Raw genomic sequence first — 22,596 nt, 5'->3', positions numbered from 1 at the left:
CCTTCCTTCCTCACCTTCTTTGCCCCGCCCCATTTACCCCACCCGCACCACCTTGCCCAGATTCCCCTCGCCTCACCTGCCTCCCCCGTCCGCCTTGCCCTACCTCACCTCACCACCCTTGCCCCACCTGTCCTGCCACACGGCACCGCCCCGCACGAGGGTCCCCCTCACACCACCCAAACTCAACCCTCCACACCCCCAATCCCCAGCCCAATCCCCGTCCCCCACCCCGAAACCCCTCCCAATCCGGTGAAAACCCGAAAGATCCGAAGAAAGCCGCTTGTCCCCACCCCCGTTCTCTGATGTAGTCAACCCATCACCGAACGCAACCTCCCCTCCCCGGAGCACTCGCTCCATTGTGGACACCGAAAGGAAAACCCTTGTTCAGCAACAGATTCTTCAGCCTGCTCTCACGCTCCCTCGCAGGCGCCGCAGCAGTCATGACCATCCTCGGGTTCGCCAGTCCTGCCGTAGCAGCCCCACCTCCGCCGACGCAGAACACCCAGATCATCGGCGGAACACAGGCCAGCCAAGGCGAATTCCCATGGATGACAAGACTTTCGATGGGCTGCGGCGGCGCACTGTACACCCGGCAGATCGTCCTCACCGCCGCACATTGTGTGGACCGCACCGGCGCAGATTCGTCGATCACCGCCACCCTCGGCGTCGTCGATCTGCAAAGTTCCAGCGCAAAGAAAGTACGGTCGACGTACGTGTACCGCTCCCCCGCCTACGACACCACCGGCGGCGATTGGGCCCTCGTCAAGCTCGCCAGCCCAGTCAGCGACATCCCGACGCTGCCGATCGCCACCACAGCCGCGAGCAACTCCGGCATGTTCACCATCGCCGGTTGGGGTGCAGCCGCGGAAGACGGTGCGCAACAACGCTATCTGCAGAAAGCAGAGGTCCCGTTCGTCAGTGATGCGACCTGCCAGTCCCAAGGCGGCGACTACACCGGCCTTGTCCCGGAAGCGGAAATCTGCGCGGGCAACGTCGACGACGGTGGCGTCGACGCCTGCCAGGGCGACTCCGGCGGCCCGATGTTCCGCCGCGACGAAGCAGGCCAATGGCTCCAGGTAGGCATCACCAGCTGGGGCGACGGCTGCGCCCGCGCGCACGCGCCGGGTGTCTACACCGAGGTGAGCACGTTCGCGTCGGACATCGCCGCCGCAGCAGGGAGGATGACGACGACCTGAGTCACGAGCGGATCTTGTCCAGCCGGGACACCGTGTCGGCGAAACCCCGCACGAGCTCGGCCATTACGTCGGCCACCGGGCGGACCCGGTCCATCCGGCCGACGATCTGGCCGACCGGCATCGACACCACCGCCGGGTCCGCGGCGGCGTGGATGCGGTTGTGCGCATAAGAAACGAGGAGGTTCTGCAATGGCATAGGCAACGGGTCCGGGGCACCGGGGGCCGACCAGGCTTCGGTCCAGCGGGTCTTGAGCAGGCGGGCCGGTTTGCCGGTGTAGATGCGGGTACGCACAGTGTCCGCGGAGGTCGCGGCCACCAGGGCGTCCTGCATCGCGGCGGAGCCGGGCATGGTCTGCCGGTACTCCTCGGTCGCGAGCCAGAACGATCCCATCCACGCGCCTGACGCACCCAGCGCCAGTGCGGCGGCGACCTGGCGGCCCGAGCCGATGCCGCCTGCGGCGAGCACCGGGGCCCGGTCGCCGACGGCGTCGACGATTTCCGGGACCAGCACCATGGTCGCGATCTCGCCGGTGTGGCCGCCTGCCTCGTGGCCTTGGGCGACGACGAGGTCGACGCCGTTGTCGACGTGGCGTACCGCGTGCGAGCCCTTGCCGGCCAAGGCCGCCACCGGGACGCCGGCGTCGTGGGCGCGGGCGATGACGTCCGCCGGTGGGGAACCGAGGGCGTTGGCGACGAGGCTGATCCGGTGGTTCAGGGCGACGTCCACGTGGGACCGGGCGACCGAGTGCAGCCAGCCGAGCACGCCGGCGCGTTCGTCGGTGTCATCGGGCAGCGGCGGGACACCGAGGTCTCGGAGCACTTTGTCGACAAAGGAACGGTGGCCGTCCGGGATGAGCTTTGTGAGGTCGGTCTGGCTTCCTTCGGACGGGATCTTGGCGGGCATCACGATGTCGACGCCGTACGGCTTGCCGCCGGTGTTGCCGTCCATCCAGGACAGCACCGCGTCGAGTTCGGCGGGGTCGTTGAAGCGGACGCAGCCCAGCACGCCGAGGCCGCCCGCGCGGCTGATCGCGGCGGCCACGTGCTCCGAGGGGGTGAAGCCGAAAATCGGCACGTCGACGCCGAACCGGTCGCACAGCGACGTGCGCATGCGTACTCCTAGGCGGGTTCGTGCCCGGCGGCGTACCGCTGGGCCCACGGGTAGTCCGGCTTCCCGCTCGGGGAGCGGCCGATCTCGTCGGCGAGCCACACCGTGCGCGGCACCTTGTACCCGGCGACCTCGGTGCGCACGTGCGCCTCCAGCGCGGCCAGGTCCGGCGTCACGCCCGGACGCGGCTGTACGACGGCAGCGACGCGCTGACCGAGGCGATCGTCGGGGATGCCGATCACGAGTGCGTCGAACACGTCCGGATGCGATTTGAGGGCACCCTCCACCTCCTCGGGGTACACCTTCTCGCCGCCGGTGTTCACGCACTGCGATCCGCGGCCCAGCAACGTCACCGTGCCGTCGTCCTCGTAGCGCGCGTAGTCGCCCGGCACGACGTACCGCACGCCATCGACCTCGGTGAAAATTGCGCGGCTCTTGTCCGGGTCGCCGTAATAGCCGAGCGGGACGTGCCCGCGGCGGCCGATCCGCCCGACCGCGCCCGGTTCCGGCGGGACCACGCGGCCGTCGTCGTCGAGGAGGATTGCGTCCTTGCCGAAGCTCACCCGCGGGCCCGCGCTGTGGTCGGAATCCTTGCCCACCATGCCGATCCCCGTGAAGCCGCTCTCCGACGACCCGATCGCGTCCGTGATCACCACGTTCGGCAGCAGATTCAGCACTTCCTGCTTCACCGACTGCGAAAACAACGCCGCATGGCTCGACATCGCCACGAGCGACGACGCGTCGTACGAACCCGACCGGTACGCCTCCACGAGCGGGCGCGCCATCGCGTCGCCGACGATCGTGAGTACCTGCACCTTGTGCTCCTGCACCGCACGCCACACGTCGTGGGCGTCGAATTGCGGCACGAACACCACCGGGCTGCCGGTGAACAACGCGCCGAACGCCGCCCATTGCGCGGCGCCGTGGATCAGCGGCGCGGCAGGCAACCGGACGAGCGCACCGGACTTGCCCTGTTCGGCGAGCGTCCACTCGTCCGGCACGTACTCACCGGTCACGAAGTTGATCCCGCCGCCGAGTGCGCGCCAGATGTCCTCGTGCCGCCAGAGCACGCCCTTCGGGTAGCCGGTGGTGCCGCCGGTGTAGAGGATGTACAGATCGTCGGAGCTGCGCTCGCCGAAGTCGCGTTCCGGCGATTCGCCCGCCAGCGCCGATTCGTACTCCACGCCCGTCTCGTACGGGGTGTCCGAACCGTCCTCGACGACGACAACGTGTTTCAGTTTCGGGGTTTCCGGGAGCACCGCGGCCACCCGGTCGGCGTAGCCCCGCTCGTGCACCACGGCCACCAGGTCGGCGTTCGTGAAGAGGTAGCGGAGCTCGCTGTGGACGTAGCGGTAGTTCACGTTCACCGCGATGGCACGCAGCTTGTACGCGGCGAACATCGCTTCCAGCGCCTCGATGGAGTTCCGGGAATAGACACCGATGTGGGATCCGCGTCCCACGCCGTGCGCGGCGAGATGGTGGGCCAGCCGGTTCGCGCGCTCCTCCAGCTGCGCGAAGGTGACCTGCCGCTCGCCGCACACGACCGCGACGCGCTCCGGCACGGCGTCGACGGCGTGCTCGAGTAGATCCGCGATGTTGAGTGCCACGCACCCAAAGTAGAACATGTTATCGTTCTGGGCAATGTCCCGGCGCAGAGGAGAGCCCCGTGGCGCAACCCCACGCCCTCGTGACCCGCGAAGGCCACACCCTCGTGGTGACGATGAACCGGCCGGAAGCCCGCAACGCGCTCACCGGCGAGATGCTCGCGATCATGGTCGAGGCCTGGGATCGCGTGGATTCCGACGACTCCGTGCGCAGCTGCGTGCTCACCGGAGCGGGCGGCGCGTTCTGCGCGGGTGCGGACCTGAAGTCCATGTCCCGCAACGCTCCCGGCAAGTCGTTCGCGGACGGCAGCTTCGACCCGAGCCGGATCGAGGGGCTGCTGAAGGGCCGCCGGCTCACCAAACCGCTGATCGCCGCGGTCGAGGGCCCGGCCATCGCGGGTGGGACGGAAATTCTGCAAGCCACGGACATCCGGGTCGCCGCGGAAAGCGCGCGGTTCGGCGTGTCCGAACCGCGCTGGGGCCTGTTCCCGATGGGTGGCTCGGCCGTGCGGCTGCCCCGCCAGATCCCGTACACCGTCGCCGCCGACCTCCTGCTCACCGGCCGGCACATCTCCGCATCGGAGGCGCGCGACCTCGGCCTGGTGGGCCACGTCGTCCCGGACGGTCAAGCGCTGGCCCGCGCACTCGAACTCGCCGAGATGGTCAACGACAACGGCCCCGTCGCGATACGCGCGATCCTCAAAACCATCCGCGACACCGAGGGCCTGCCCGAGGAGGAAGCCTTCAAGCTCGACGCCAAGTACGGCATCGAGGTCTTCACCTCCGCCGACGCCAAGGAAGGTCCGAAAGCCTTCACCGAAAAGCGCAAACCGCACTTCGAAGGCCGCTGACCGCCGCTGACCCCACCGCCGCAAGTCCGTGAAGGGAACCTTCACGGAATCGGACTCCGTGAAGGTGGCCTTCACAGAATCAGAGTCCGTGAGGGTTCCCTTCACAGACAGCCACTCACGAAAGATAACGCTCCCGGAGTCGGCGCTTGTACAGCTTCCCGTTCGGATCGCGCGGCAGTTCCGGCAGGTAGTCGATCGAGCGGGGCAGCTTGAACCGAGCCAGGCGCGCCGCGGCGTAGGCGAGGAGTTCCGTCGTCAGCTCAGGCGACGGCGTCACCCCGTCCGCGGGCTGGACCACCGCCTTGATCTCCTCGCCCCAGTCCTCGTGCGGGAGGCCGAACACGGCGATGTCCGCGACCTTCGGGTGCATCACCAGCTCACCCTCGATCTCGGCCGGGTAGATGTTCACGCCGCCGGAAATGATCAGATCCGCCTTGCGGTCGTGCAGGAACAGGTAGCCGTCCTCGTCGAGGTGGCCGACGTCGCCGAGGGTGAACAGGTCGCCGATGCGCGCCTGTTCCGTCTTCGCCCGGTCGCGGTGGTACTCGAACTTCGAGTCGCCCATCTTCATGTACACCGTGCCGATCTCGCCGGCGGGCAGCTCGTTCCCGGCGTCGTCGAGGACGCGGATGGTCGAACCCGGCCACGGCAGCCCGACAGAACCCGGTTTGCGCAGCCATTCCGCGCCGTCGATCACCGTGCCGCCGCCCTCGGTCGCCGCGTAGTACTCGGTGACCACCGGACCCCACCAGTCCAGCATCCGCCGCTTCACCTCGAGCGGACACGGCGCCGCGCCGTGGATCATCACGCGCAGTGAGCTGAGGTCGTATTTCGCCTTCACTTCGTCGGGAAGTGCCAGCAAACGGCGGAACTGCGTCGGCACCATGTGGCTGTGCGTCACGCGATACCGCTCGATCAGGCGGAGCATGTCCTCGGCGTCCCAGTGGTCCATCAGTACCGCGGTGTGCCCGAGCTGCAGCGAAATGGCCACGAAGTTCAGCACCGCCGTGTGGTACAGCGGCGACCCGCAGAGGTGCACGTGACCGTCGAACGGCCGCAGCCCGAACACGCCGAAGAACCAGGTCGACGCGGCAGGTACTTGATCCGGATCGGCGCCGGTCAGCGGACGCCGGACGCCCTTGGGCCGCCCCGTGGTGCCCGACGTGTAGAGCATCGGCGACCCGGCGGTGCGGTCGTCCGGGCGGCTGTCATCGACGCCCAGTTCCTCGATCGGTCGGAACCCCGGCACGGCGCCCACCGCGAACCGCGCCGACGCAGGTAGCCCAGCCTTGTCGGCAGCAGCGACTGCGACGTCGGCGAACCGTTCGTGCGCCAGGAACGCCTTCGCCCCGCTGTCGCCCAGGATGTACGCGACCTCCGGGCCGACGAGATGCCAGTTGACCACCACCACGTACAGCCCGGTCTGGATCGCCGCGAAATACGCCGCGACCAGGTCGTCGCCGTTCGGCTGCAGCAGGACCACGGAATCGCCGACGCCGAGGCCCAGCTCGCGCAGCCCCCGCGCGTACCGGTTGGCCTTCGCCGCGAGTTCGCCGTATCCGATCTCCCGCCCTCCCGGATCCACCAGCGCCACCCGGGCAGGCTCGTCCGCGGCGATGGTCCACAGTCCCAGGTCCATGACTCCCAAATCTAGAACGCGTTCCACATCTACACAACAGCTTCCTTGCCACGGATTCGAGAACGTGTTTCACTCGGGGTCGTGACGGTTTCGGATGCTCCGCTGTCGGCGCCGCTCGACGTCGGCTTCGACTACACCCGCTCGACCGGCCCAGTCCTCGGCCGGTTCGTGAACGCGCTGCGCGACCGCCGGATCGAGGGCGTCCGAGGCAGCGACGGGCGCGTGCACGTACCCCCGCCGGAATACGATCCGGTGACCGCCGAACCGCTCACCGAGTTCGTCCCCATTGCGGCGGAAGGCGTTGTGGTCTCGTGGTCGTGGTGCGCGAAACCGCTCGACGGCCAGCCGTTGTCACGCCCGTTCGCCTGGGTGCTGGTGAAACTCGACGGCGCGGACACCAGTCTCCTGCATGCCCTCGATGCCGGTTCACCCGACAATGTCCACATCGGACAGCGGGTCCGCGTGCGGTGGGCGGAAGAAACGGTAGGCCACATTCGCGATATCGCGTATTTCCTACCCGCGGAAGCGCCGGATACCACGCCCACCGAAGCGCCACCGCCCGTCGCGAAACGCGAGGACGGCGCCCCAGTCAGCGTGATCATCACTCCGGTACACCTGAAATACCAGCATTCCGCATCACCCGAGGAAAGCCGTTATCTGCGCGGTCTCGCTGAAGGGAAAATGCTCGGGCAACGCTGTCCAGCCTGCGGTAAAGTCTACATTCCACCGCGCGGCGCCTGTCCGGTGGACGGAGTTCCGACCACCGGCGAAGTGGAACTTCCGGACACTGGAATTGTCACCACCTTCTGCATTGTCAACGTCCCGTTCCTCGGCCAGCGGATCAATCCACCGTACGTCGCCGCGTACATTCTGCTCGACGGCGCCGACATCGCCTTTCTGCACCTCGTGCTGGGTTGCGCCGCCGAGGAAGTGCGGATGGGCATGCGGGTACGCGCCGCCTGGAAACCTCGTGAGGAATGGTGGACGTCGCTGGAAAACATCAGCCATTTCGAACCCACCGGTGAACCGGATGCCGCGTACGAGACCTTCGCGCACCACTTGTGAGGAATCATGCCTGAAGTCGCCGTCGCCGGTTTCGCGCAGGCGCCCAACGTCCGGGAGACCGCGGGTACCACCAACGGGGTCGAGATGCTCGTGCCGATTCTCGCCGAGGTTTTCGCTGCCACCGGACTGTCCAAGCAGGACATCGGATTCTGGTGCTCCGGTTCGTCGGATTACCTTGCCGGACGAGCATTTTCCTTCATTGCCGCAGTGGACGCACTCGGCGCCTTTCCGCCGATCAACGAGTCGCATGTGGAAATGGATGCCGCGTGGGCGTTGTACGAGGCATGGCTGAAGATCCGCACCGGCGAGGTGGACACCGCCCTCGTGTACGGCTTCGGCAAGGCCAGCGCCGGACAGCTGCGCCGGGTGCTCGCCTTGCAGCTCGACCCGTACGTCGTCGCTCCATTGTGGCCGGACTCGCTCGCCATCGCCGGACTCCAGGCCCGGCTTGGTCTCGATGCCGGGCTGTGGTCCGAAAAGGACCTTGCCGAAGTCGCCGCACGGTCGCTCGCGGACGCGGTCGGCAATCCGGCCGCGCAGGTGTCCGGAACGGTCGATGCCGCCGACCTCCTCGACACCCCGTATCTCGCTGACCCCCTTCGCGCACATGACATTGCCCCGGTGACGGATGGTGCGTCGGTGATCGTCCTGGCCTCGGCGGAACGAGCGCGCGACCTCGTCGACCGGCCGGCGATCATCACCGGACTGGAACACCGCGTCGACTCCCCCGTCCTCGGCGCACGCGACCTCACGCGGTCGCCGTCCACCGCGAAAGCCGCGCAACCACTTGATCTCGACGGCGTCGAACTGGCTGAACTGCACGCCCCCTTCACGCACCAGGAATTGATTCTCCGCCGCGAACTCGGCTTCGAAAACGGCGTCCGGATCAATCCCTCGGGCGGCGCGCTGACCGGTAATCCGATGTTTTCCGCCGGGCTGGCCAGAATCGGCGAGGCAGCAACCCGGATCCACCGCGGGGAAGCGCGAAAAACGCTCGCCCACGCGACCAGCGGACCGGCGCTGCAGCAGAACCTCCTCGCCGTGCTGGAGGCACGATGACGAAACAGCTCGCCGCGGTGCTCGGGACCGGGCAGACGCACCACCGCGCGAAGCGGACCGACGTGTCGATGCCGGGTCTGCTCCGCGAGGCAATCGACCGCGCAATGGCCGACGCGCAGGTCGGCTGGGACGACATCGAGGCCGTCGTGATCGGCAAAGCTCCGGACTTGTTCGAAGGCGTCATGATGCCCGAACTATTCCTGGCCGATGCATTGGGCGCCAATGGAAAACCGCTACTGCGCGTGCATACCGCGGGTTCCGTCGGCGGGTCGACCGCGCTTGTTGCGACGTCGCTGATTCAGTCCGGAGTGCATCGGCGGATCTTGACGGTCGCGTTCGAGAAACAGTCCGAATCGAACGCGATGTGGGGCCTGTCGATTCTCCCGCCGTTCCAAATGCCAGTGGGTGCCGGGGCTGGTGGGTATTTCGCGCCGCACGTGCGGTCGTACATCCGCCGTTCCGGTGCGCCCGAACACATCGGAGCCATTGTGGCAGCGAAGGACCGCCGTAATGGAGCGCTCAATCCGTACGCGCATTTGCAGCAGGCCGACATCACCGTCGAATCAGTTCAGGCGTCGCAAATGCTGTGGGACCCGATCCGGTACGACGAAACGTGTCCGTCATCCGACGGCGCCTGCGCGATGGTGCTCGGCGACGAGGCCGCCGGGGACGCGGTACCGGGCGGCGCAGCCTGGATCCACGCCACCGCAATGCGCACCGAGCCCACCACGTTCGCGGGCCGGGACCAGGTGAGTCCCCAAGCCGGGCGGGACGCGGCGGCTGCCCTCTGGCGGGACGCGGGCATCACCGACCCGCTGTCCGAAGTGGACGTCGCGGAGATTTACGTACCATTCTCGTGGTTCGAGCCGATGTGGCTGGAAAATCTGGGATTCGCCCCCGAAGGGGAAGGCTGGAAGATCACCGAAGCCGGGGATACCGCATTGAGCGGACGGCTTCCGGTGAATGCGTCCGGCGGTGTGCTGTCGTCCAATCCGATTGGCGCGTCGGGAATGCTGCGGTTTTCCGAAGCGGCAAAGCAGGTAATGGGCCGCGCGGGGGCGTACCAAGTGGACGGTGCCCGGGTCGCACTCGGCCACGCTTATGGCGGCGGTTCGCAGTACTTCAGCATGTGGGTAGTGGGCGCCGAAAAGCCGTCGTGACTATTTTCGCCGTCGCCTTCCCTGCAGCGCGAAAAGCGTTCCGAGCGCTCCGAATACCGCACCCAGTACGGCCGCCGTCGCGCTGTGTTGTTTCGGCACGATAATCGGCCGGAGCTGGGTCGCCGCGGGTGGCTGAATGGGCTTTCGGGGCGCGTCGCGAGCGGTGGCCGTCCAAGCCGTGATGTACACGAGCATGCGCGCGATCAGCGAAATGAACACCAGCAGACCGATCACCGACCCGAATGCGACCCCGGACGGCGACACACTGATCAACCCCAGGTAGAACCCACCCGCCTGCTTGAGCAGCTCGAACCCCAGCGCCGCCGCCACCGCACCGCGCATCGCACTCCGCCAGCCGACGCGTTCGCGCGGCAACCGCGTGAGCACCCACAGGAACACCAGCCAGTCGGCGAGCAGCGCCAGCGGCACCGACCCGACCGACAGCACGGTATGCCCCCAGCTCGTGTCTTCGACGCCGACCAGCCTCAGCAGCGACCGGCCGACCGCGGTGCCGGACACGGTGATCGCGAACGACACCAGCAGCGCCGCGGCCAGGCCGAGCAACGCCAGCACGTCCACGAAGATCGTGCGCAGCAGCGGCTGGTCGGACCGGTTCTGGCCGTACATCGCGGTCAGCGCGTCCCGCAACGCGTTCATCCAGTTCCAGCCGGAGTACAGCCCCACCACCAGACCGGCGACGCCGACGCCGGTGCGCTGCTCCACGAACCCGGTCAGCAGCGACGACACCTGCCCGCCGAGCGAACCGGGCAGCGAACCGGAGATGGCGTTCATCAGCGCGTCGAGCAGGTGCGGCTGCGTCGCGAGCACGAACCCGGCCGCCGACGACGCCACCATCAGGATCGGCACCAGCGACAGCAGGCTGAAGTACGAGATCGACGCGACGTAGTGGTAGCCGCCGTAGTCGAAGTACCGGTTGGTGGCGCGGGCGAGGTGGTCGAGCCATCGGTGCCGGGCACGCGCGCGGGCCCATCGGCTCGGCCCGGGGGTCTTGCGGGAACGCTTCACGAACACTGTCTACCCAGGGAACCCCACGCTTGTCGCATGGGACACGCCTTCAGGCCAACGCAACCGGTGCGTGCCCGTCGTCACGCGGCAGCGGCGCGTCGGTCGTCGCGAACACTGTCGCGCCGAGGAAGTCGAGCTCGCACCCCAGCGTCGCGAGAAACGGAGTGTCGGCGGCATCGCGTCCGGTCGCGATGCGCAGCATGGTCTGGCGCGGGGCCAAACGGGTCGCGTCGAAGACGTACCAGCGGCCGTCGATGCCTGCTTCGAACACCGCGTGAAAGTCCATCGGCTGCAGGCCGGGCGCGTACACGGACGTGTAGCGCGCTGGGACGTCGACGATCCGGCACAGCGCGATGCACACGTGCGCGAAGTCGCGACAGACGCCTTCGCCCGCGAGGACCGTGTCGATCGCATCGTGGGTGGGCGCACCGGAGCCGACGACGTACGCGAGGCTGCGGTGGACGTGGTCGACGATTGTCTGCACTTTGACGCGCGGGCTCGCCTGGCCGTCGAGGTCCGAGGGAAGCAGGCCGCCCATCCGGTCCGACGGACAGTATCGGCTGGGCCGCGTGTACCGCGCGACGTCGGCGAGAGTGACGGGTTCCGCCGTGGCCCGGTGCAGCACGCGTTCGCCGTGATAGGTGATGCGGTGTTCGCCCTCCGCGAAGTCGTAGACCTCCGCGCGCGTGCCGTGCTCGAACTCTGCGGTGCGCGCAGCGCCGGCGTCGGACACCTCGAGCTCACCGCTGTCCGCGCGCACAGCGGTAACCGAGATCGCGGCAAGACCGGGTTTCGTCACCCGGACGCCGAATTCCACGTCGACTGTCGTTCGCACCGGCCCATCATGCCTGCGGCCCGGGCGGCGCGCTGGTCAGGCGTAACGGACCTGGTAATGCTTGATCCCGTTGAGCCAGCTGGACCGCAGCCGCTCGGGCGGAGCAGCCTCGGTGACCCCGGGCATCACGTCGGCGATCGCGTTGAAGATCAGGTCGATCTCGAGCCGGGCGAGGTTCGCGCCGATGCAGTAGTGCGAACCGGTGCCGCCGAAGCCGACGTGCGGATTGTCCTCGCGCATGATGTCGAAGCGCCCGGGCTCGTCGAACACGTCGGGGTCGAAGTTGGCGGAGCTGTAGAACATCCCGACGCGGTCGCCCTTGCGGATCTGCGCGCCGCCGAGCTCGGTGTCGCGCGTCGCGGTGCGCTGAAACGCGACCACCGGCGTGGCCCAGCGGACGATCTCGTCCGGCGCGGTCTTCGGGCGCTGCTCCTTGAACAGCTCCCACTGGTCGGGGTGGTCGAGGAACGCCTTCATGCCGTGCGTGATCGCGTTGCGGGTGGTCTCGTTGCCCGCGACCGCCAGCAGGATCACGAAGAAGCCGAACTCGTCGGAGCCGAGCGCCTCGCCGTCGACGTCGGCCTGCACGAGCTTGGTGACGATGTCGTCCATCGGGCAGCGACGGCGTTCCTCGGCCATGTTCCAGGCATAGCCGACGATTTCGGCCGACGCGGTGAGCGGCTCGATGTCGTATTCGGGGTCGTCGTAGGCGATCATCTGGTTGGACCAGTCGAAGATCTTCAGCCGGTCCTCCTGCGGAACGCCGATCAGCTCGGCGATCGCCTGCAGCGGAAGCTCGCACGCGACGTCGGTGACGAAGTCGCCGGAGCCCTTCTTCTTCGCCTCCGCGACGATCCGCTCGGCACGGTCCCGCAGCGTGTCCTCCAGCTTCGCGATCGAACGCGGGGTGAAGCCTTTCGAGACGATACGGCGGAGCTTGGTGTGCTGCGGCGCGTCCATGTTGAGCAGGACCAGCCGGTTGGCGTCGAGGCTTTCCGGCGTCATCTGGTCGTCGAACCGGATGATCGCGGTCTTTTCCCACGACGAGTAGAGGTCGCTGTCCCGCGAGACCTCCTTGACGTCGGCGTGCCGCGTGACGACCCAGTACCCGTCATCGCCGAAGCCGGCCGCGTTGTGCGGCTGCGGATTCCACCACACCGGCGCCGTGCGGCGAAGCTCGGCGAACTCCTCCAGCGGCAGCCGGCAGGCGTAGATGTCCGGATCGGTGAAGTCGAAACCGGCGGGCAACAGCGGAGCGGCCACGGCTTGCCTCCTGCACGGGATCGGCGGTGATACCCAACTGCAACGCGTTCTATGACCCCAGTAGAGCATACGGTGTTAACTGACGGAACCCGGTTGAGTGAAACCCGTTTACTTTACCGGTCAAGTCCGTGTTTTTGCTGGTGAGCGCTTGCTCATCGATATGCTTTGTACTGGCCGGGTTGCTTGTGAATTTTTGTAACGTGTTCTAGTTTTGGGTCCTGGTCCTGGACTCGGGAAGGGAAGCATCGTGGGCGAACCGGTGATCGTGGCCGCGGCACGGACGCCGATCGGCAAGCGCGGCGGATGGCTGTCCGGGCTGCACGCGGCCGAACTGCTGGGCGCGGCGATGCGCGGGGTGGTCGACCGCGCCGGCATCGACCCGGCCGAGGTGGAGCAGGTGATCGGCGGGGCGGTGACGCAGGCCGGTGAGCAGTGCGGAAACGTCAGCCGCACCGCATGGCTGCACGCAGGCCTGCCGGAAACGACCGGCGCCACGACGATCGACGCGCAATGCGGGTCGGCACAGCAAGCCGCACACCTGATCGCCGGGTTGATCGCAGCGGACGCCATCGGTGTCGGCGTGGCGTGCGGGGTGGAGGCGATGAGCCGGGTACCGCTGGGCGCTAACCGCGGCGAGGGAGTCGGCGCCCCGAAGCCGGACGCGTGGTCGATCGACATGCCGGACCAGTACGGTGCGGCAGAACGGATCGCGGAGCGCCGAGGCATCACGCGCGCAGACGTCGACGCGTTCGGTGTGCGGTCGCAGCAGAACGCAGCCGCCGCGTGGGCTTCGGGCCACTTCGACCGGGAGGTCGTGCCGGTCCGCACGGAAGCCGGTGTGGTGTCCCGGGATCAGGGCCTGCGAGAGACCACAATGGACGGTCTGGCACGGCTGAAGCCGGTGGTACCGGAGGGAATCCACACGGCAGGAACGTCCTCGCAAATCTCGGACGGCGCGGCCGCGGTATTGCTGATGGACGCCTCACTCGCGCGCGCCGGAGGCCTGCGCCCCCGAGCCCGAATCCGGCGACAGGCTCTGGTGGGCGCGGAGCCGTTCTACCACCTGGACGGCCCGGTGCAGGCAACGTCGCGCGTACTGGAAGCGGCCGGAATGAAGGTCGGCGACGTGGACCTGTTCGAGGTGAACGAGGCTTTCGCGTCGGTAGTCCTTTCGTGGCAACGCATGCACACCCCGGACGAGACAAGGGTGAACGTCAACGGCGGCGCAATCGCCCTGGGCCACCCGGTAGGCAGCACAGGCGCCCGCCTCCTGACGACGGCCCTGCACGAACTGGAACGCCGCGACGGGGAAACCGCCTTGGTGACCATGTGCGCCGGAGGTGCGATGGCTACGGCTACGGTTTTGGAGCGTATTTGAGGGGTTGGTGGGGTCGGTTGGTGGGGTCGGTTGATCGGCCCGCTTGGTTGACCTGCTTGATCGGCACGCTTGGCCACGGCTGTCCTGATCCCAACTGCCGCAGTCTCGACCGCCGCAGTCTCGATCCTGACAGCAGCAGACCCGACCACCGCAGTCCAGGTCTCAATCGCCGCAGTCCCGGTCCCGACCACCACAGTCCCGGTCCCGACGACCGCAGCACCGTCCCGACGTGGCAGTCCCGACCTCAACCGCAGCAACGTCAGTCCCGACAGCAGCAACCGCCGTCGCAGCTGCAGGCGTGACAAAGCTCCGCCACAACTACGGACGTGGACTCGTTCAAGGCCTCGATGCCGACCACGGTCACGCCCCCAACTCCGGCCGCCAGTCAGCGCCGGACAACGTCGCCGCCTCGACCGCAGCAGGCGTCGCGGCCACGACTGCCACAGCGTTCTCCGCCGAGTTGCAGCCAGAATCGTCACCCGAGACCTCGGACTGAGTTGCAGCCTCAGCAACGGCCGGAATCGCACCTGTCTGCTACCACGCGGTCACGTCGCCGAGCGTCCGCAGCCGAGCGCCGACCATCTCGCTCCACGGCAGGACTCATCGGCCAGCCGCATCCCGCAGCAGGACTCATCCACCAACCACACATCCCGCAGCAGCACGTCGCCAGTCCCCGGCCATACTTCCCTGGCCATACCTCCCCGGCCCGGCCGTCCGACGCCCGAGGACCGGGTCGGCCTGGGCTCAAGGACGGTCGTCTGTCCAGAAGCAAAACGGGTGACCAGCCGGGTCAAGGAGCACCCGCACGTCACTCTGCGGCTGGAAGTCCGCCACCCGCGCCCCAGCAGCGACCGCCCGCGCTACCGCAGCGTCGAGAGCTGCCCGGCCGTCGACCTCGAAGTCCAGGTGCAGCTGCATCTGCTGGTCCCCGGGCTTGGCCGGCCACACCGGAGGCACGTACCGCTCCTCCAGCTGGAACGACAGCCCGGCACCGCCCCCGGACGGCCGCAACGTGACCCAGTCCGGCTCGTCAGTCCCGATCGGCCACCCGAGCAACTCCTGGTAGAACGCTGCGAGCACCCGGGGTTCCGGGGCGTCGAGCACTGTGGACGTGAGCTTCATCAGCCCAGGCTAGGACTCTCCGGCAACCAAGACCCGCCCATTCCGGTCGATCACCTCACCTCCGTACGTACCGCAGGGCCGTTGTCCGGTCTCGCGAAACGGACCCAGCTGCCCGGATGCCACGATTCGACCCACAGCGTGTTGTCGTCTACCCAGGTGAGCACCGCTTCCTCGATATCCAGACGGAACAAATGACTCGGCTCGCCTTGCTGGACCCGGGCCAGCGCCGCCGGATCGGTGATCTCCTCGACGCGTCCGGCGATCTTCGCGTCGCCGCCCTCCTCGATGCCCGGGTACGCGTGCAGCGCGAAGCGGACGTCGCGCTGGAGGTCTCGTGCCTTGCGGGCGTCGAGCATGGAGCCGATGTACGCCTCGCCATCACGAAAGTCGATCTCGGACCCACTCACCCGCGGCGAACCGTCACGCCGAAGGGTGGCCAGAACATGCGACTCCGCGGCAGCAAACCGTGCCCGCACCCGCTCCGCAAGAGACGGCGCAGCAGCACTGAACTCATCCCAACTACTCACGACTCATCCTCACTCCCGACGACCCGGCCGCACGCCCCGACCTCGCGCTCCATCGCCTGCCTCTCGCGACCCGACCACTGCTCCTACCCACTCCGAATGTCCCGACCCGCAGCTCACAACTCGTCTCCATCTGTCATGCCGGAAGTGTCGCACCCACCACCGACAAAAACGGCCGTCCCGGAAGCGAGCGGCCGGGGTTGTGCTTGACTGCTGGGCATGATCGCGGAAAACGCGGACAGCGCCAGGCGCCACTGTCCGGTCGCCGGGGGCGAGCTGGCCGTCCGCACGAGCGGAGCCGGGCCCTTGCTCCTGCTCGTCCCGGGCGGGATCGGCGGGGCGGACGCGTTCCGCGCGCTGGTCAAGCATCTTCGCGCGGACTTCACCGTGATCACCTACGACCGCCGCGGTCATTTCGCCAGTACAGACACCACTTCCGGCCCGGTCCCGGTCCAGCTGCAAGCCGACGACGCCCTCGCTGTGCTCGACCTCGTCGGCGGCGGTCCGGTCTCGGTGTTCGGCACGAGCGCCGGTGCGCTGATCGGGCTCGACCTCGTCGCGCGTTACCCGGATCGGGTGACGACGCTCGTCGCGCACGAACCGCCTGCGGTGCAGCTCATGCCCGACGCGACGGGCCTTCTCGAGGCCACCGCCGACCAAGTCCGGATGGCCCGTTCGGGTGATTTGATGGGCGCGGTCACCCGGTTCGCGGACGGCATCGCCGGCGCCGCGCTGCCCGACCTGCCGCACCTGCGCCTTCCGCACGAAGCCGACTGGTTCCGGCTATTCGACCGCGAGCTCACCGAGTTCTTCGACTACCTGCCCGACCTGCGCGCGCTCCGCCGTGCACACACCGAAATCCTGCCGGTCGCCGGCGAGGCAAGCCGCGGCCGCTACCACTACCAGCCGGCCAAGATCCTGGCCCTGGAACTGGGTTTGCCGTTTCTCGAGGTCCCCGGCGCGCACCTGGCACCGCAACGCAATCCGGCCAAGTTCGCCGCTGCGCTGCGGGACCTGCTCATCGACACCTGAATCGTGCCCTGCACCCCGAAGTTCCGGCCGCCCAGCACGGCGCGCGCCGTGCTGCGCTACTCGCCTAACCCACTCGCGTCGCTGCGCCAAACCGCGGTGCCCGACCACCGCAACCGCAGGCTGTGAAAGGACCATTCACGGAATCTGACCCCCCGGCCGAGTCGCGGGCGATGTGACACAACACGGAAGCAGATTCCTCCACAGCACGGTACCCGCGTGGCGAAGCCATGTCCGATTCTCTTCACTGCCAGGCACCCGCATGGTCAGCCCGTCCACAGCACAACCGAACTCCCTTCACGGCTCACCTTCGGTGCGGCCGACGCATTGTCCACTAGGAGGCAGCTGAGTCGGACGGTTCACTTTCACCGCAGGTCACCCGCAGGCCGTGGCACGCCCTCGCCGTGACACATCACGACTGCACCCCTGTGCTGGCGGACGTCGCTCCTGCACCCCTACGCACGTCACAACCGAGCCCCAGCAGCTCACCGCCGCGCCCACTCCCCGCCGCAGCTCAACCCGGCTGACGGCGCGCCCTCGCCAGACCCGCCACGATAGCCACCACCAGCAGCCACAAGAACCCCGCCGGTCCCAGTGACCCGCCGGCGAACCCCAGCGCAACCGGCACTCCCACCCCGACCACCACGGCGGCGTAATCCCATCGACGCCACGTCTTCGACGCCAGCCGCGCCGCCGCGCCGACCACCACGAAAGCCGCCACACACCCACACAGCAGCCACCGGGTTCCGGCGCCGACCTGCCCCTGCCCGACGGATTCCACAACGTCCCCCAGACCACCCGCGAGCGCCGCCAAGAGCCCCGCGACCAGGCAATGCACCGGCAGCAGCGCCCTCGGCCCGAACGTGTCCAGCGTGAGGTACGGAATCCCTGCGAACCCTCGATACAACGCAGCTCCCCACAAGGCCGCGAGCAGCGCGAGGACCGCGACCACCGTCAAGAACAGCGACGCGTGCCATTCCGGGTTCTCCGACATCGCCTGGGTGACTGTCAGGACACTCTCGCCGAGCACGATGATCGAGAACAAGCCCAGCCGCTCACCGAAATGCGCGATGTCCAGGCGCGCAAACGCCATCTCGACCTGCGGACCCTCCCGCGGCCGCCGGGACATCTGCGCCGCGATGTTGCCGGCGAACCGCTCCCCCGGCACCGACAGCCCGATCAGCAGGTCCAGACCCAGCCCGAGCGCCCACAGCGCGTACTTCCACGGACCATCGACCCAGAATGAAGCAAACCAGGGCACGACACCCATCCCGGCGTGCACGACTGGCCACTCGACGATGATCCGCTTGCCCTGCTTGCCTTCCCACACTCGGCTCGCGATCGCGCGCACCGCGACGTACGCGATCGCGAAGACCTGCGCGTGCTTGTCGATGTCGTGGACGGACGCGGCCATGAACGCAAGTCCCGCCATCGCCAGCAGCACCGGCACCACACGTGCGGACGCGCCGGCGACGTCGCCGTACACCGTGAAGCACATCCACGCGGTCCAGAACGCGAGGAAGCACAACACGTACAGGCCGACGTCACCCCATGACGGGCTTCCGCGCACCAGGTGCGAAAGCTGGGCCACCCCGGCCACGGCGACGAGGTCGAAGAACAACTCGAGCCAGGACGCGTGACGTTCCTCCGTTTTCCCGATCACGGGCCACAGTATGCCGCTACACGGCGCGCACCCCGTCCTGCCACACCTCGCGCACGTTCGCCGCCAGCGACGGGAAGTCGTACGCGTCGCCCGAGATCACCACGACGTCCGCCCGGTACCCGGGCGCCAGCCTGCCCAGCTCGGCGTCCATCCCCAGCAGCCGGGCGGCCGAGGACGTGGCCGCCACGAGCACGTCCGCCGGGCTCATCCCGCAGGACCGCATCAGCTCGAGCTCCTCGAGGTTCGTCCCGTGTGGACCGACGCCGCTGTCGGTCCCCATCGCCACCCGCACCCCGGCCGCGACCGCGCGCTGCACGGATTCCGCATGGACCTCCACGACCTCCTTCGCCTTCTCCACCACAGCAACCGGCAGCGACGCACCCGCCGCAGCCGCGCGCAGGACGTTCACCGGCGCCACCAGAGTGGGCACGAGCCAGGTCCCCCGGGCAAGCATCAGCTCGATCGCCTCGTCGTCGAGGTAAATGCCGTGCTCGATCGACCGGATCCCGGCGCGCACCGCGTTCTTGATCCCCTCCGCGCCCTGCGCGTGCGCCATCACCGCGCGGCCCTGCATGGTCGCTTCGGTGACCAGGACGTCGAGTTCCTCGAGCGTGAACTGCGAATGCCGCGGATCGTCCCGCGGCGACAGCACGCCGCCGGTCGTGCACACCTTGAGCACGTCGGCGCCCGCGCGAAGGAGGGTGCGCGCGACCCGGCGCATCTCGTCGGGACCGTCGGCCGTCGCATCCGGGCGACCGGGGTGCGGAAGCGACATCGGCACGCAATGTCCGGACGGCATCCAGCCATCGCCGTGCCCGCCGGTGGGGCTGATGAGGCCGATCGCGATCTCCAGCCGCGGCCCGGGGATCAGGCCGTCGGCGACCGCCTGTTTGATCCCGAGATCGGCACCCGCGGCGTCACGCACGGTCGTGATGCCGAGTTTCAGAGTGGTCCACAGGTTCCGTGCCGCCTCGTAGAACTGGTACGAGAACGGCTTCTGCACCCGCTGCAGCAACCCAATTTCGGACACCGTGACGTGCACGTGGCAGTCGAAGAGCCCGGGCAGCACGGTGGTTCCCGTGCAGTCGACGACGCGGTCGCCGTCGAGACCGGCGCCGACGTCGACGATGCGCCCGTCCTCCACCACCACGTCCGCCTGCGCGGGCGGGCTGCCCGTGCCGTCGAACACCGTGCCGCCGGCGAAAAGCGTGCGCGTCATACGGGTTCTCCTGTCTTGACGACGTCAGCAGATCGCGTGACGACCCGTTCGATGAACGCGGCGACCGCGAGTACCACCACGTTGACCGCCAAGCCGATCAGCCCGACGTTCACCGTCCCGGCGGCCTTGGTGTCCACGAAGGTCAGCCAGATCACCACGACCTCGCCGGTGATCAGCCCGGCGAACACCGGCATCTTGCCGACCGGCACCTTCTTCAGGAACCCCAGCAGGTTTGCCGGAGCGAGCTGCACCGATCCGGAAAAGGTGAGCAGCAGCAGGTTGGCGAGCAGGTCCGGACGGAAGATGCCGAGCACGAGGGCGAGAGCGGTGACAATCACCACTGTACCGTGGTTGATCCAGAATTGCTTGCGCTCACTCCGGACCCGGGCGATATTCCTTGCCACCAAAGAAGAAATTCCGATCAAGATCCCCGCAGCCGGCACCATCGCCGTGGCGGTCGCGGCCACCACCACGAGCCCGGTGACCCAGCCCGGCAGCGCGTCCTTGCTCAACGTCAGCAGCACGCCGTTGGCGTCACTTCCCTTCGGTACCACCAGGATCGCCGCAAACCCGATGATCATCGGCAGCAGCAGGCACAGCTCGTACACCGGCATCCAGGTATAGTTGCGGCGCAACACCTTCGGATCACGCGCGGACATCAGCGCGGGCCAGCTGTGCGGGAGCGTCATCAATCCGACCCCGATCGCACTCACCAGCATGCTCGTGACGAACCACGTGTGATCGTTGGTTCCCGCGTGCACGAACAGTTTTTCCGGATGCAGCTGGTCGATCTTGTGGAATACACTGGAAACCCCGCCTGCGAAGTGCGCCGGCACCGCGATGATCAGCACCACCAGGACGACAAGCATGATCGCGTCCTTGAAGTACGAGGTCGCGGCAACCCCGCGCAGTCCGGCCCACAACACGAACGCGACCACCAGCACGCTGCCCGCGATCATGCTCAGCGTGCCGGACGCGTGGTCGCCGGTGACCAGCCGGACGATCAGGCCGAGCCCGGTGATCTGCAGTTGCAGGTACGGCAGCACGAACACGACCCCGAGCACCGCCGACACCGTGCCGAGGGTGCGGCTCCGGTAACGGTCCTCCAGGAAGTCGCCCTGGGTCAGGTACCCGCGGTCCTTGCCCAGCTGCCAGATCCGCCGGGCGAGGAAAAACAGGACCACGTAAGCGATCGGGACGTACGGCAGCGCGTACATCGCCGCCACACCACCGGAGAATGCCAGCCCCGCCATGCCAAGGAAGGTGAAGGTGGTGAAGACCTCGCCCGCCTGCAGGAACCACATGGTGAGCGCACCGAACTTCCGGCCACCGACCGTCCATTCCGCGAGATCCGCCACCGGACGGCGCCGTCCGACGAACCCGAGCACGCCGATGAGCACGATCCCGGCGAGGGTGAACGCGAGGATCATCGCCGCTCCCCTCGCCGCGCCATCAGCCGCTCCGACAGCAGCAGCGCCGGGGTGAACATCAGGCACCAGAACGCGCCCCACACCATCATTTTCGGCAGGCCCAGCCACAACCCGGTGGAATTGACGAACGGCAGGAACGGCATCAGGACCAGCGCGAGTACCGGGATCGCCGGTGGGAAATGGCAGCTGCGCATGCGATCACGCGGCCAGGAGCGCGAGCCTGCGGGAGGCGAGTTCGGCGAGCAGGGCGGCACCGTCGGCCAGGATCGCATCGTCGAACGCCGCCCGCGGCGAATGGTTGTCGGGCGCGGTGGCCGGATCATCACCCTTGGCCGCGCCGAGGAACACGAACGCGCCCGGCACCTTGGCGAGCACGCGCGAGAAGTCCTCTGAACCGGTCATCGGCGTCGGCAGCAGGGAAAAGCGCTCCTCGCCGAACACCTCGCGCACCGTGTCCACGACGAACTCGTGCCCGTCGTCGTGGTTCACCGTGACCGGGTACTCGGCTTCATAGCTGATCTCCACCTCGACCCCGTGCGCCATCGCGATGCCCTCGCACACCCGGATCACTTCGGCACGAATCCGTTCCCGGACCTCTGGGTCGAACGAGCGGACAGTCGCCTCGAACACGGCGTCGTCGGGGATGATGTTGCGTTTGGTTCCGGCATGGAAGCTGCCGACGGTGAGCACCGCCGGTTCGAACGCACCGAGGCCGCGGGTCATCCGCGTTTGCAGCGTGGACACCATTTCGCAGGCAGCCGGGATCGGATCCCGCGAACGTTCCGGCGCCGAACCGTGCCCGCCCGCGCCGGCGACGCGCACCTTCACCGCATCCGACGCGGCCATAAGCGGCCCAGGACGGCAGGTGAACGTACCCCGCGCGAACTGCGACGACGAGACATGCAGCCCGTACGCGGCGTCGACCTCGCGACCGGCGGCGGTGAGCACGCCCTCCTCCAGCATGTACCCGGCGCCGTTCCAGCCCTCTTCGCCGGGCTGGAACATGAAGACGACGTCACCGGTCAGCCGGTCACGTTGCGCGGCGAGCAACCGGGCAGCGCCGACCAAGCCGGCCGTGTGCAGGTCGTGCCCGCAGGCATGCATCGCACCCTCGATCCGGGACGAGAACTCCTCGCCAGACGCCTCGGTGACCGGCAACGCGTCCATATCGCCGCGCAGCAGCACAGTGCCACCCGGTCCACCGCCACCGCGCAGGACCGCGGTCACGGAGCTGAGGCTTCGCCCCAGGGAGATTTCCAGGCCGAGACCGTCGAGAGCACCGAGCACGGTCTCCTGGGTACGGGGCAGATCGAGACCGACCTCGGGTTTCCGATGCAGGTCACGGCGCAGGGCGACCAGTTCCGGGTGCAGGGCGGCGGCGTCGGCGCGCAAGGACATGAGACTCCCTCGCTGGATCTTATGCTG

The 22,596-nt window shown here is 68.0% G+C and carries 20 protein-coding genes; 7 read left to right on the top strand and 13 right to left on the bottom strand.

Features of this window, described 5'->3' with window-relative positions; all coding sequences use genetic code 11:
- Positions 1-440: 440 nt before the first annotated feature.
- On the top strand, positions 441-1,196 hold the full coding sequence (locus tag OO71_RS44060) for a S1 family peptidase (RefSeq protein WP_051793156.1): 756 nt from the start codon (positions 441-443) through the stop codon (positions 1,194-1,196).
- A gap of 1 nt (position 1,197) precedes the next feature.
- On the opposite strand, the gene OO71_RS44055 is transcribed toward OO71_RS44060, so the two are convergent.
- Positions 1,198-2,307 carry an NAD(P)H-dependent flavin oxidoreductase gene (locus OO71_RS44055; protein WP_033296067.1) on the bottom strand — a complete coding sequence of 370 codons (1,110 nt, stop codon included), beginning with the start codon at positions 2,305-2,307 and terminating at the stop codon, positions 1,198-1,200.
- A gap of 8 nt (positions 2,308-2,315) precedes the next feature.
- Entirely contained in the window at positions 2,316-3,911 is a 1,596-nt protein-coding gene (locus tag OO71_RS44050) for an acyl-CoA synthetase (protein ID WP_211260838.1), read from the bottom strand.
- 59 nt (positions 3,912-3,970) lie between these two features.
- On the opposite strand from OO71_RS44050, the gene OO71_RS44045 reads away from it, so the two are divergent.
- A complete protein-coding gene (locus OO71_RS44045) occupies positions 3,971-4,759 on the top strand; it encodes a crotonase/enoyl-CoA hydratase family protein (protein WP_033296065.1) in 789 nt (262 codons plus the stop codon).
- A gap of 115 nt (positions 4,760-4,874) precedes the next feature.
- On the opposite strand, the gene OO71_RS44040 is transcribed toward OO71_RS44045, so the two are convergent.
- A complete protein-coding gene (locus OO71_RS44040) occupies positions 4,875-6,398 on the bottom strand; it encodes an acyl-CoA synthetase (protein ID WP_033296064.1) in 1,524 nt (507 codons plus the stop codon).
- An 81-nt stretch (positions 6,399-6,479) separates the two neighbouring features.
- Here OO71_RS44040 and OO71_RS44035 point away from each other — a divergent pair, with 81 nt between their 5' ends.
- Genes OO71_RS44035 through OO71_RS44025 form a run of 3 tightly spaced genes read left to right on the top strand, consistent with a single transcriptional unit; the run spans position 6,480 to position 9,682 of the window.
- Positions 6,480-7,463 (top strand): Zn-ribbon domain-containing OB-fold protein, encoded by a 984-nt coding sequence (locus OO71_RS44035; RefSeq protein WP_033296063.1) that lies wholly within the window; start codon positions 6,480-6,482, stop codon positions 7,461-7,463.
- A gap of 6 nt (positions 7,464-7,469) precedes the next feature.
- Positions 7,470-8,522 carry a thiolase domain-containing protein gene (locus OO71_RS44030; RefSeq protein WP_033296062.1) on the top strand — a complete coding sequence of 351 codons (1,053 nt, stop codon included), beginning with the start codon at positions 7,470-7,472 and terminating at the stop codon, positions 8,520-8,522.
- The gene (locus OO71_RS44025; protein WP_033296061.1) at positions 8,519-9,682 is read left to right on the top strand and encodes a thiolase domain-containing protein; all 1,164 of its coding nucleotides are present in this window, start codon (positions 8,519-8,521) and stop codon (positions 9,680-9,682) included. Before OO71_RS44030 ends, OO71_RS44025 begins: the two co-directional genes overlap by 4 nt.
- Here the strand turns inward: OO71_RS44025 and OO71_RS44020 are convergent, their stop codons facing one another.
- Genes OO71_RS44020 through OO71_RS44010 form a run of 3 tightly spaced genes read right to left on the bottom strand, consistent with a single transcriptional unit; the run spans position 9,683 to position 12,806 of the window.
- Positions 9,683-10,708 (bottom strand): YhjD/YihY/BrkB family envelope integrity protein, encoded by a 1,026-nt coding sequence (locus OO71_RS44020; protein ID WP_033296073.1) that lies wholly within the window; start codon positions 10,706-10,708, stop codon positions 9,683-9,685.
- 49 nt (positions 10,709-10,757) lie between these two features.
- A complete protein-coding gene (locus tag OO71_RS44015) occupies positions 10,758-11,543 on the bottom strand; it encodes a transglutaminase-like domain-containing protein (protein ID WP_033296060.1) in 786 nt (261 codons plus the stop codon).
- A 36-nt stretch (positions 11,544-11,579) separates the two neighbouring features.
- The gene (locus OO71_RS44010) at positions 11,580-12,806 is read right to left on the bottom strand and encodes a cytochrome P450 (RefSeq protein ID WP_033296059.1); all 1,227 of its coding nucleotides are present in this window, start codon (positions 12,804-12,806) and stop codon (positions 11,580-11,582) included.
- A gap of 247 nt (positions 12,807-13,053) precedes the next feature.
- Here OO71_RS44010 and OO71_RS44005 point away from each other — a divergent pair, with 247 nt between their 5' ends.
- A complete protein-coding gene (locus tag OO71_RS44005) occupies positions 13,054-14,184 on the top strand; it encodes a steroid 3-ketoacyl-CoA thiolase (RefSeq protein WP_033296058.1) in 1,131 nt (376 codons plus the stop codon).
- A 744-nt stretch (positions 14,185-14,928) separates the two neighbouring features.
- On the opposite strand, the gene OO71_RS44000 is transcribed toward OO71_RS44005, so the two are convergent.
- Both OO71_RS44000 and OO71_RS43995 read right to left on the bottom strand, forming a co-directional pair.
- Positions 14,929-15,306, bottom strand: coding sequence for a VOC family protein (locus OO71_RS44000; RefSeq protein ID WP_033296057.1), 378 nt, complete (start codon positions 15,304-15,306; stop codon positions 14,929-14,931).
- 50 nt (positions 15,307-15,356) lie between these two features.
- Positions 15,357-15,833, bottom strand: coding sequence for a pyridoxamine 5'-phosphate oxidase family protein (locus OO71_RS43995; protein WP_033296056.1), 477 nt, complete (start codon positions 15,831-15,833; stop codon positions 15,357-15,359).
- Between the two features lie 216 nt (positions 15,834-16,049).
- Here OO71_RS43995 and OO71_RS43990 point away from each other — a divergent pair, with 216 nt between their 5' ends.
- Positions 16,050-16,862 (top strand): alpha/beta fold hydrolase, encoded by an 813-nt coding sequence (locus OO71_RS43990; protein WP_033296055.1) that lies wholly within the window; start codon positions 16,050-16,052, stop codon positions 16,860-16,862.
- Positions 16,863-17,373: 511 nt separating this feature from the next.
- Here the strand turns inward: OO71_RS43990 and OO71_RS43985 are convergent.
- Genes OO71_RS43985 through OO71_RS43965 form a run of 5 tightly spaced genes read right to left on the bottom strand, consistent with a single transcriptional unit; the run spans position 17,374 to position 22,569 of the window.
- A complete protein-coding gene (locus OO71_RS43985; protein WP_051793152.1) occupies positions 17,374-18,522 on the bottom strand; it encodes a low temperature requirement protein A in 1,149 nt (382 codons plus the stop codon).
- A 16-nt stretch (positions 18,523-18,538) separates the two neighbouring features.
- On the bottom strand, positions 18,539-19,741 hold the full coding sequence (locus tag OO71_RS43980; RefSeq protein ID WP_033296053.1) for a metal-dependent hydrolase family protein: 1,203 nt from the start codon (positions 19,739-19,741) through the stop codon (positions 18,539-18,541).
- A complete protein-coding gene (locus tag OO71_RS43975; RefSeq protein ID WP_033296052.1) occupies positions 19,738-21,171 on the bottom strand; it encodes a sodium:solute symporter family protein in 1,434 nt (477 codons plus the stop codon). The genes OO71_RS43980 and OO71_RS43975 overlap by 4 nt, the downstream gene beginning before the upstream one ends.
- Positions 21,168-21,365 (bottom strand): hypothetical protein, encoded by a 198-nt coding sequence (locus tag OO71_RS43970; protein ID WP_033296051.1) that lies wholly within the window; start codon positions 21,363-21,365, stop codon positions 21,168-21,170. Before OO71_RS43970 ends, OO71_RS43975 begins: the two co-directional genes overlap by 4 nt.
- Positions 21,366-21,369: 4 nt before the next feature.
- Positions 21,370-22,569, bottom strand: coding sequence for a M20 metallopeptidase family protein (locus tag OO71_RS43965; RefSeq protein ID WP_033296050.1), 1,200 nt, complete (start codon positions 22,567-22,569; stop codon positions 21,370-21,372).
- Positions 22,570-22,596 lie beyond the last annotated feature (27 nt).

This window comes from Amycolatopsis jejuensis, from assembly GCF_000717335.1.
GTDB lineage: Bacteria > Actinomycetota > Actinomycetes > Mycobacteriales > Pseudonocardiaceae > Amycolatopsis > Amycolatopsis jejuensis.
The sequence above is the reverse complement of the archived record's forward strand: the minus strand, read 5'-3'. Positions and strand labels throughout refer to the sequence as shown.

Excerpts from the sequence above, each read along its gene's own strand:
- OO71_RS44060 (WP_051793156.1), top strand. The coding sequence starts at position 441 with ATGACCATCCTCGGGTTCGCCAGTCCTGCCGTAGCAGCCCCACCTCCG.
- OO71_RS44055 (WP_033296067.1), bottom strand. The coding sequence starts at position 2,307 with ATGCGCACGTCGCTGTGCGACCGGTTCGGCGTCGACGTGCCGATTTTC.
- OO71_RS44040 (WP_033296064.1), bottom strand. The coding sequence starts at position 6,398 with ATGGACCTGGGACTGTGGACCATCGCCGCGGACGAGCCTGCCCGGGTG.
- OO71_RS44030 (WP_033296062.1), top strand. The coding sequence starts at position 7,470 with ATGCCTGAAGTCGCCGTCGCCGGTTTCGCGCAGGCGCCCAACGTCCGG.
- OO71_RS44025 (WP_033296061.1), top strand. The coding sequence starts at position 8,519 with ATGACGAAACAGCTCGCCGCGGTGCTCGGGACCGGGCAGACGCACCAC.
- OO71_RS44000 (WP_033296057.1), bottom strand. The coding sequence starts at position 15,306 with ATGAAGCTCACGTCCACAGTGCTCGACGCCCCGGAACCCCGGGTGCTC.
- OO71_RS43990 (WP_033296055.1), top strand. The coding sequence starts at position 16,050 with ATGATCGCGGAAAACGCGGACAGCGCCAGGCGCCACTGTCCGGTCGCC.
- OO71_RS43980 (WP_033296053.1), bottom strand. The coding sequence starts at position 19,741 with ATGACGCGCACGCTTTTCGCCGGCGGCACGGTGTTCGACGGCACGGGC.
- OO71_RS43975 (WP_033296052.1), bottom strand. The coding sequence starts at position 21,171 with ATGATCCTCGCGTTCACCCTCGCCGGGATCGTGCTCATCGGCGTGCTC.
- OO71_RS43970 (WP_033296051.1), bottom strand. The coding sequence starts at position 21,365 with ATGCGCAGCTGCCATTTCCCACCGGCGATCCCGGTACTCGCGCTGGTC.
- OO71_RS43965 (WP_033296050.1), bottom strand. The coding sequence starts at position 22,569 with ATGTCCTTGCGCGCCGACGCCGCCGCCCTGCACCCGGAACTGGTCGCC.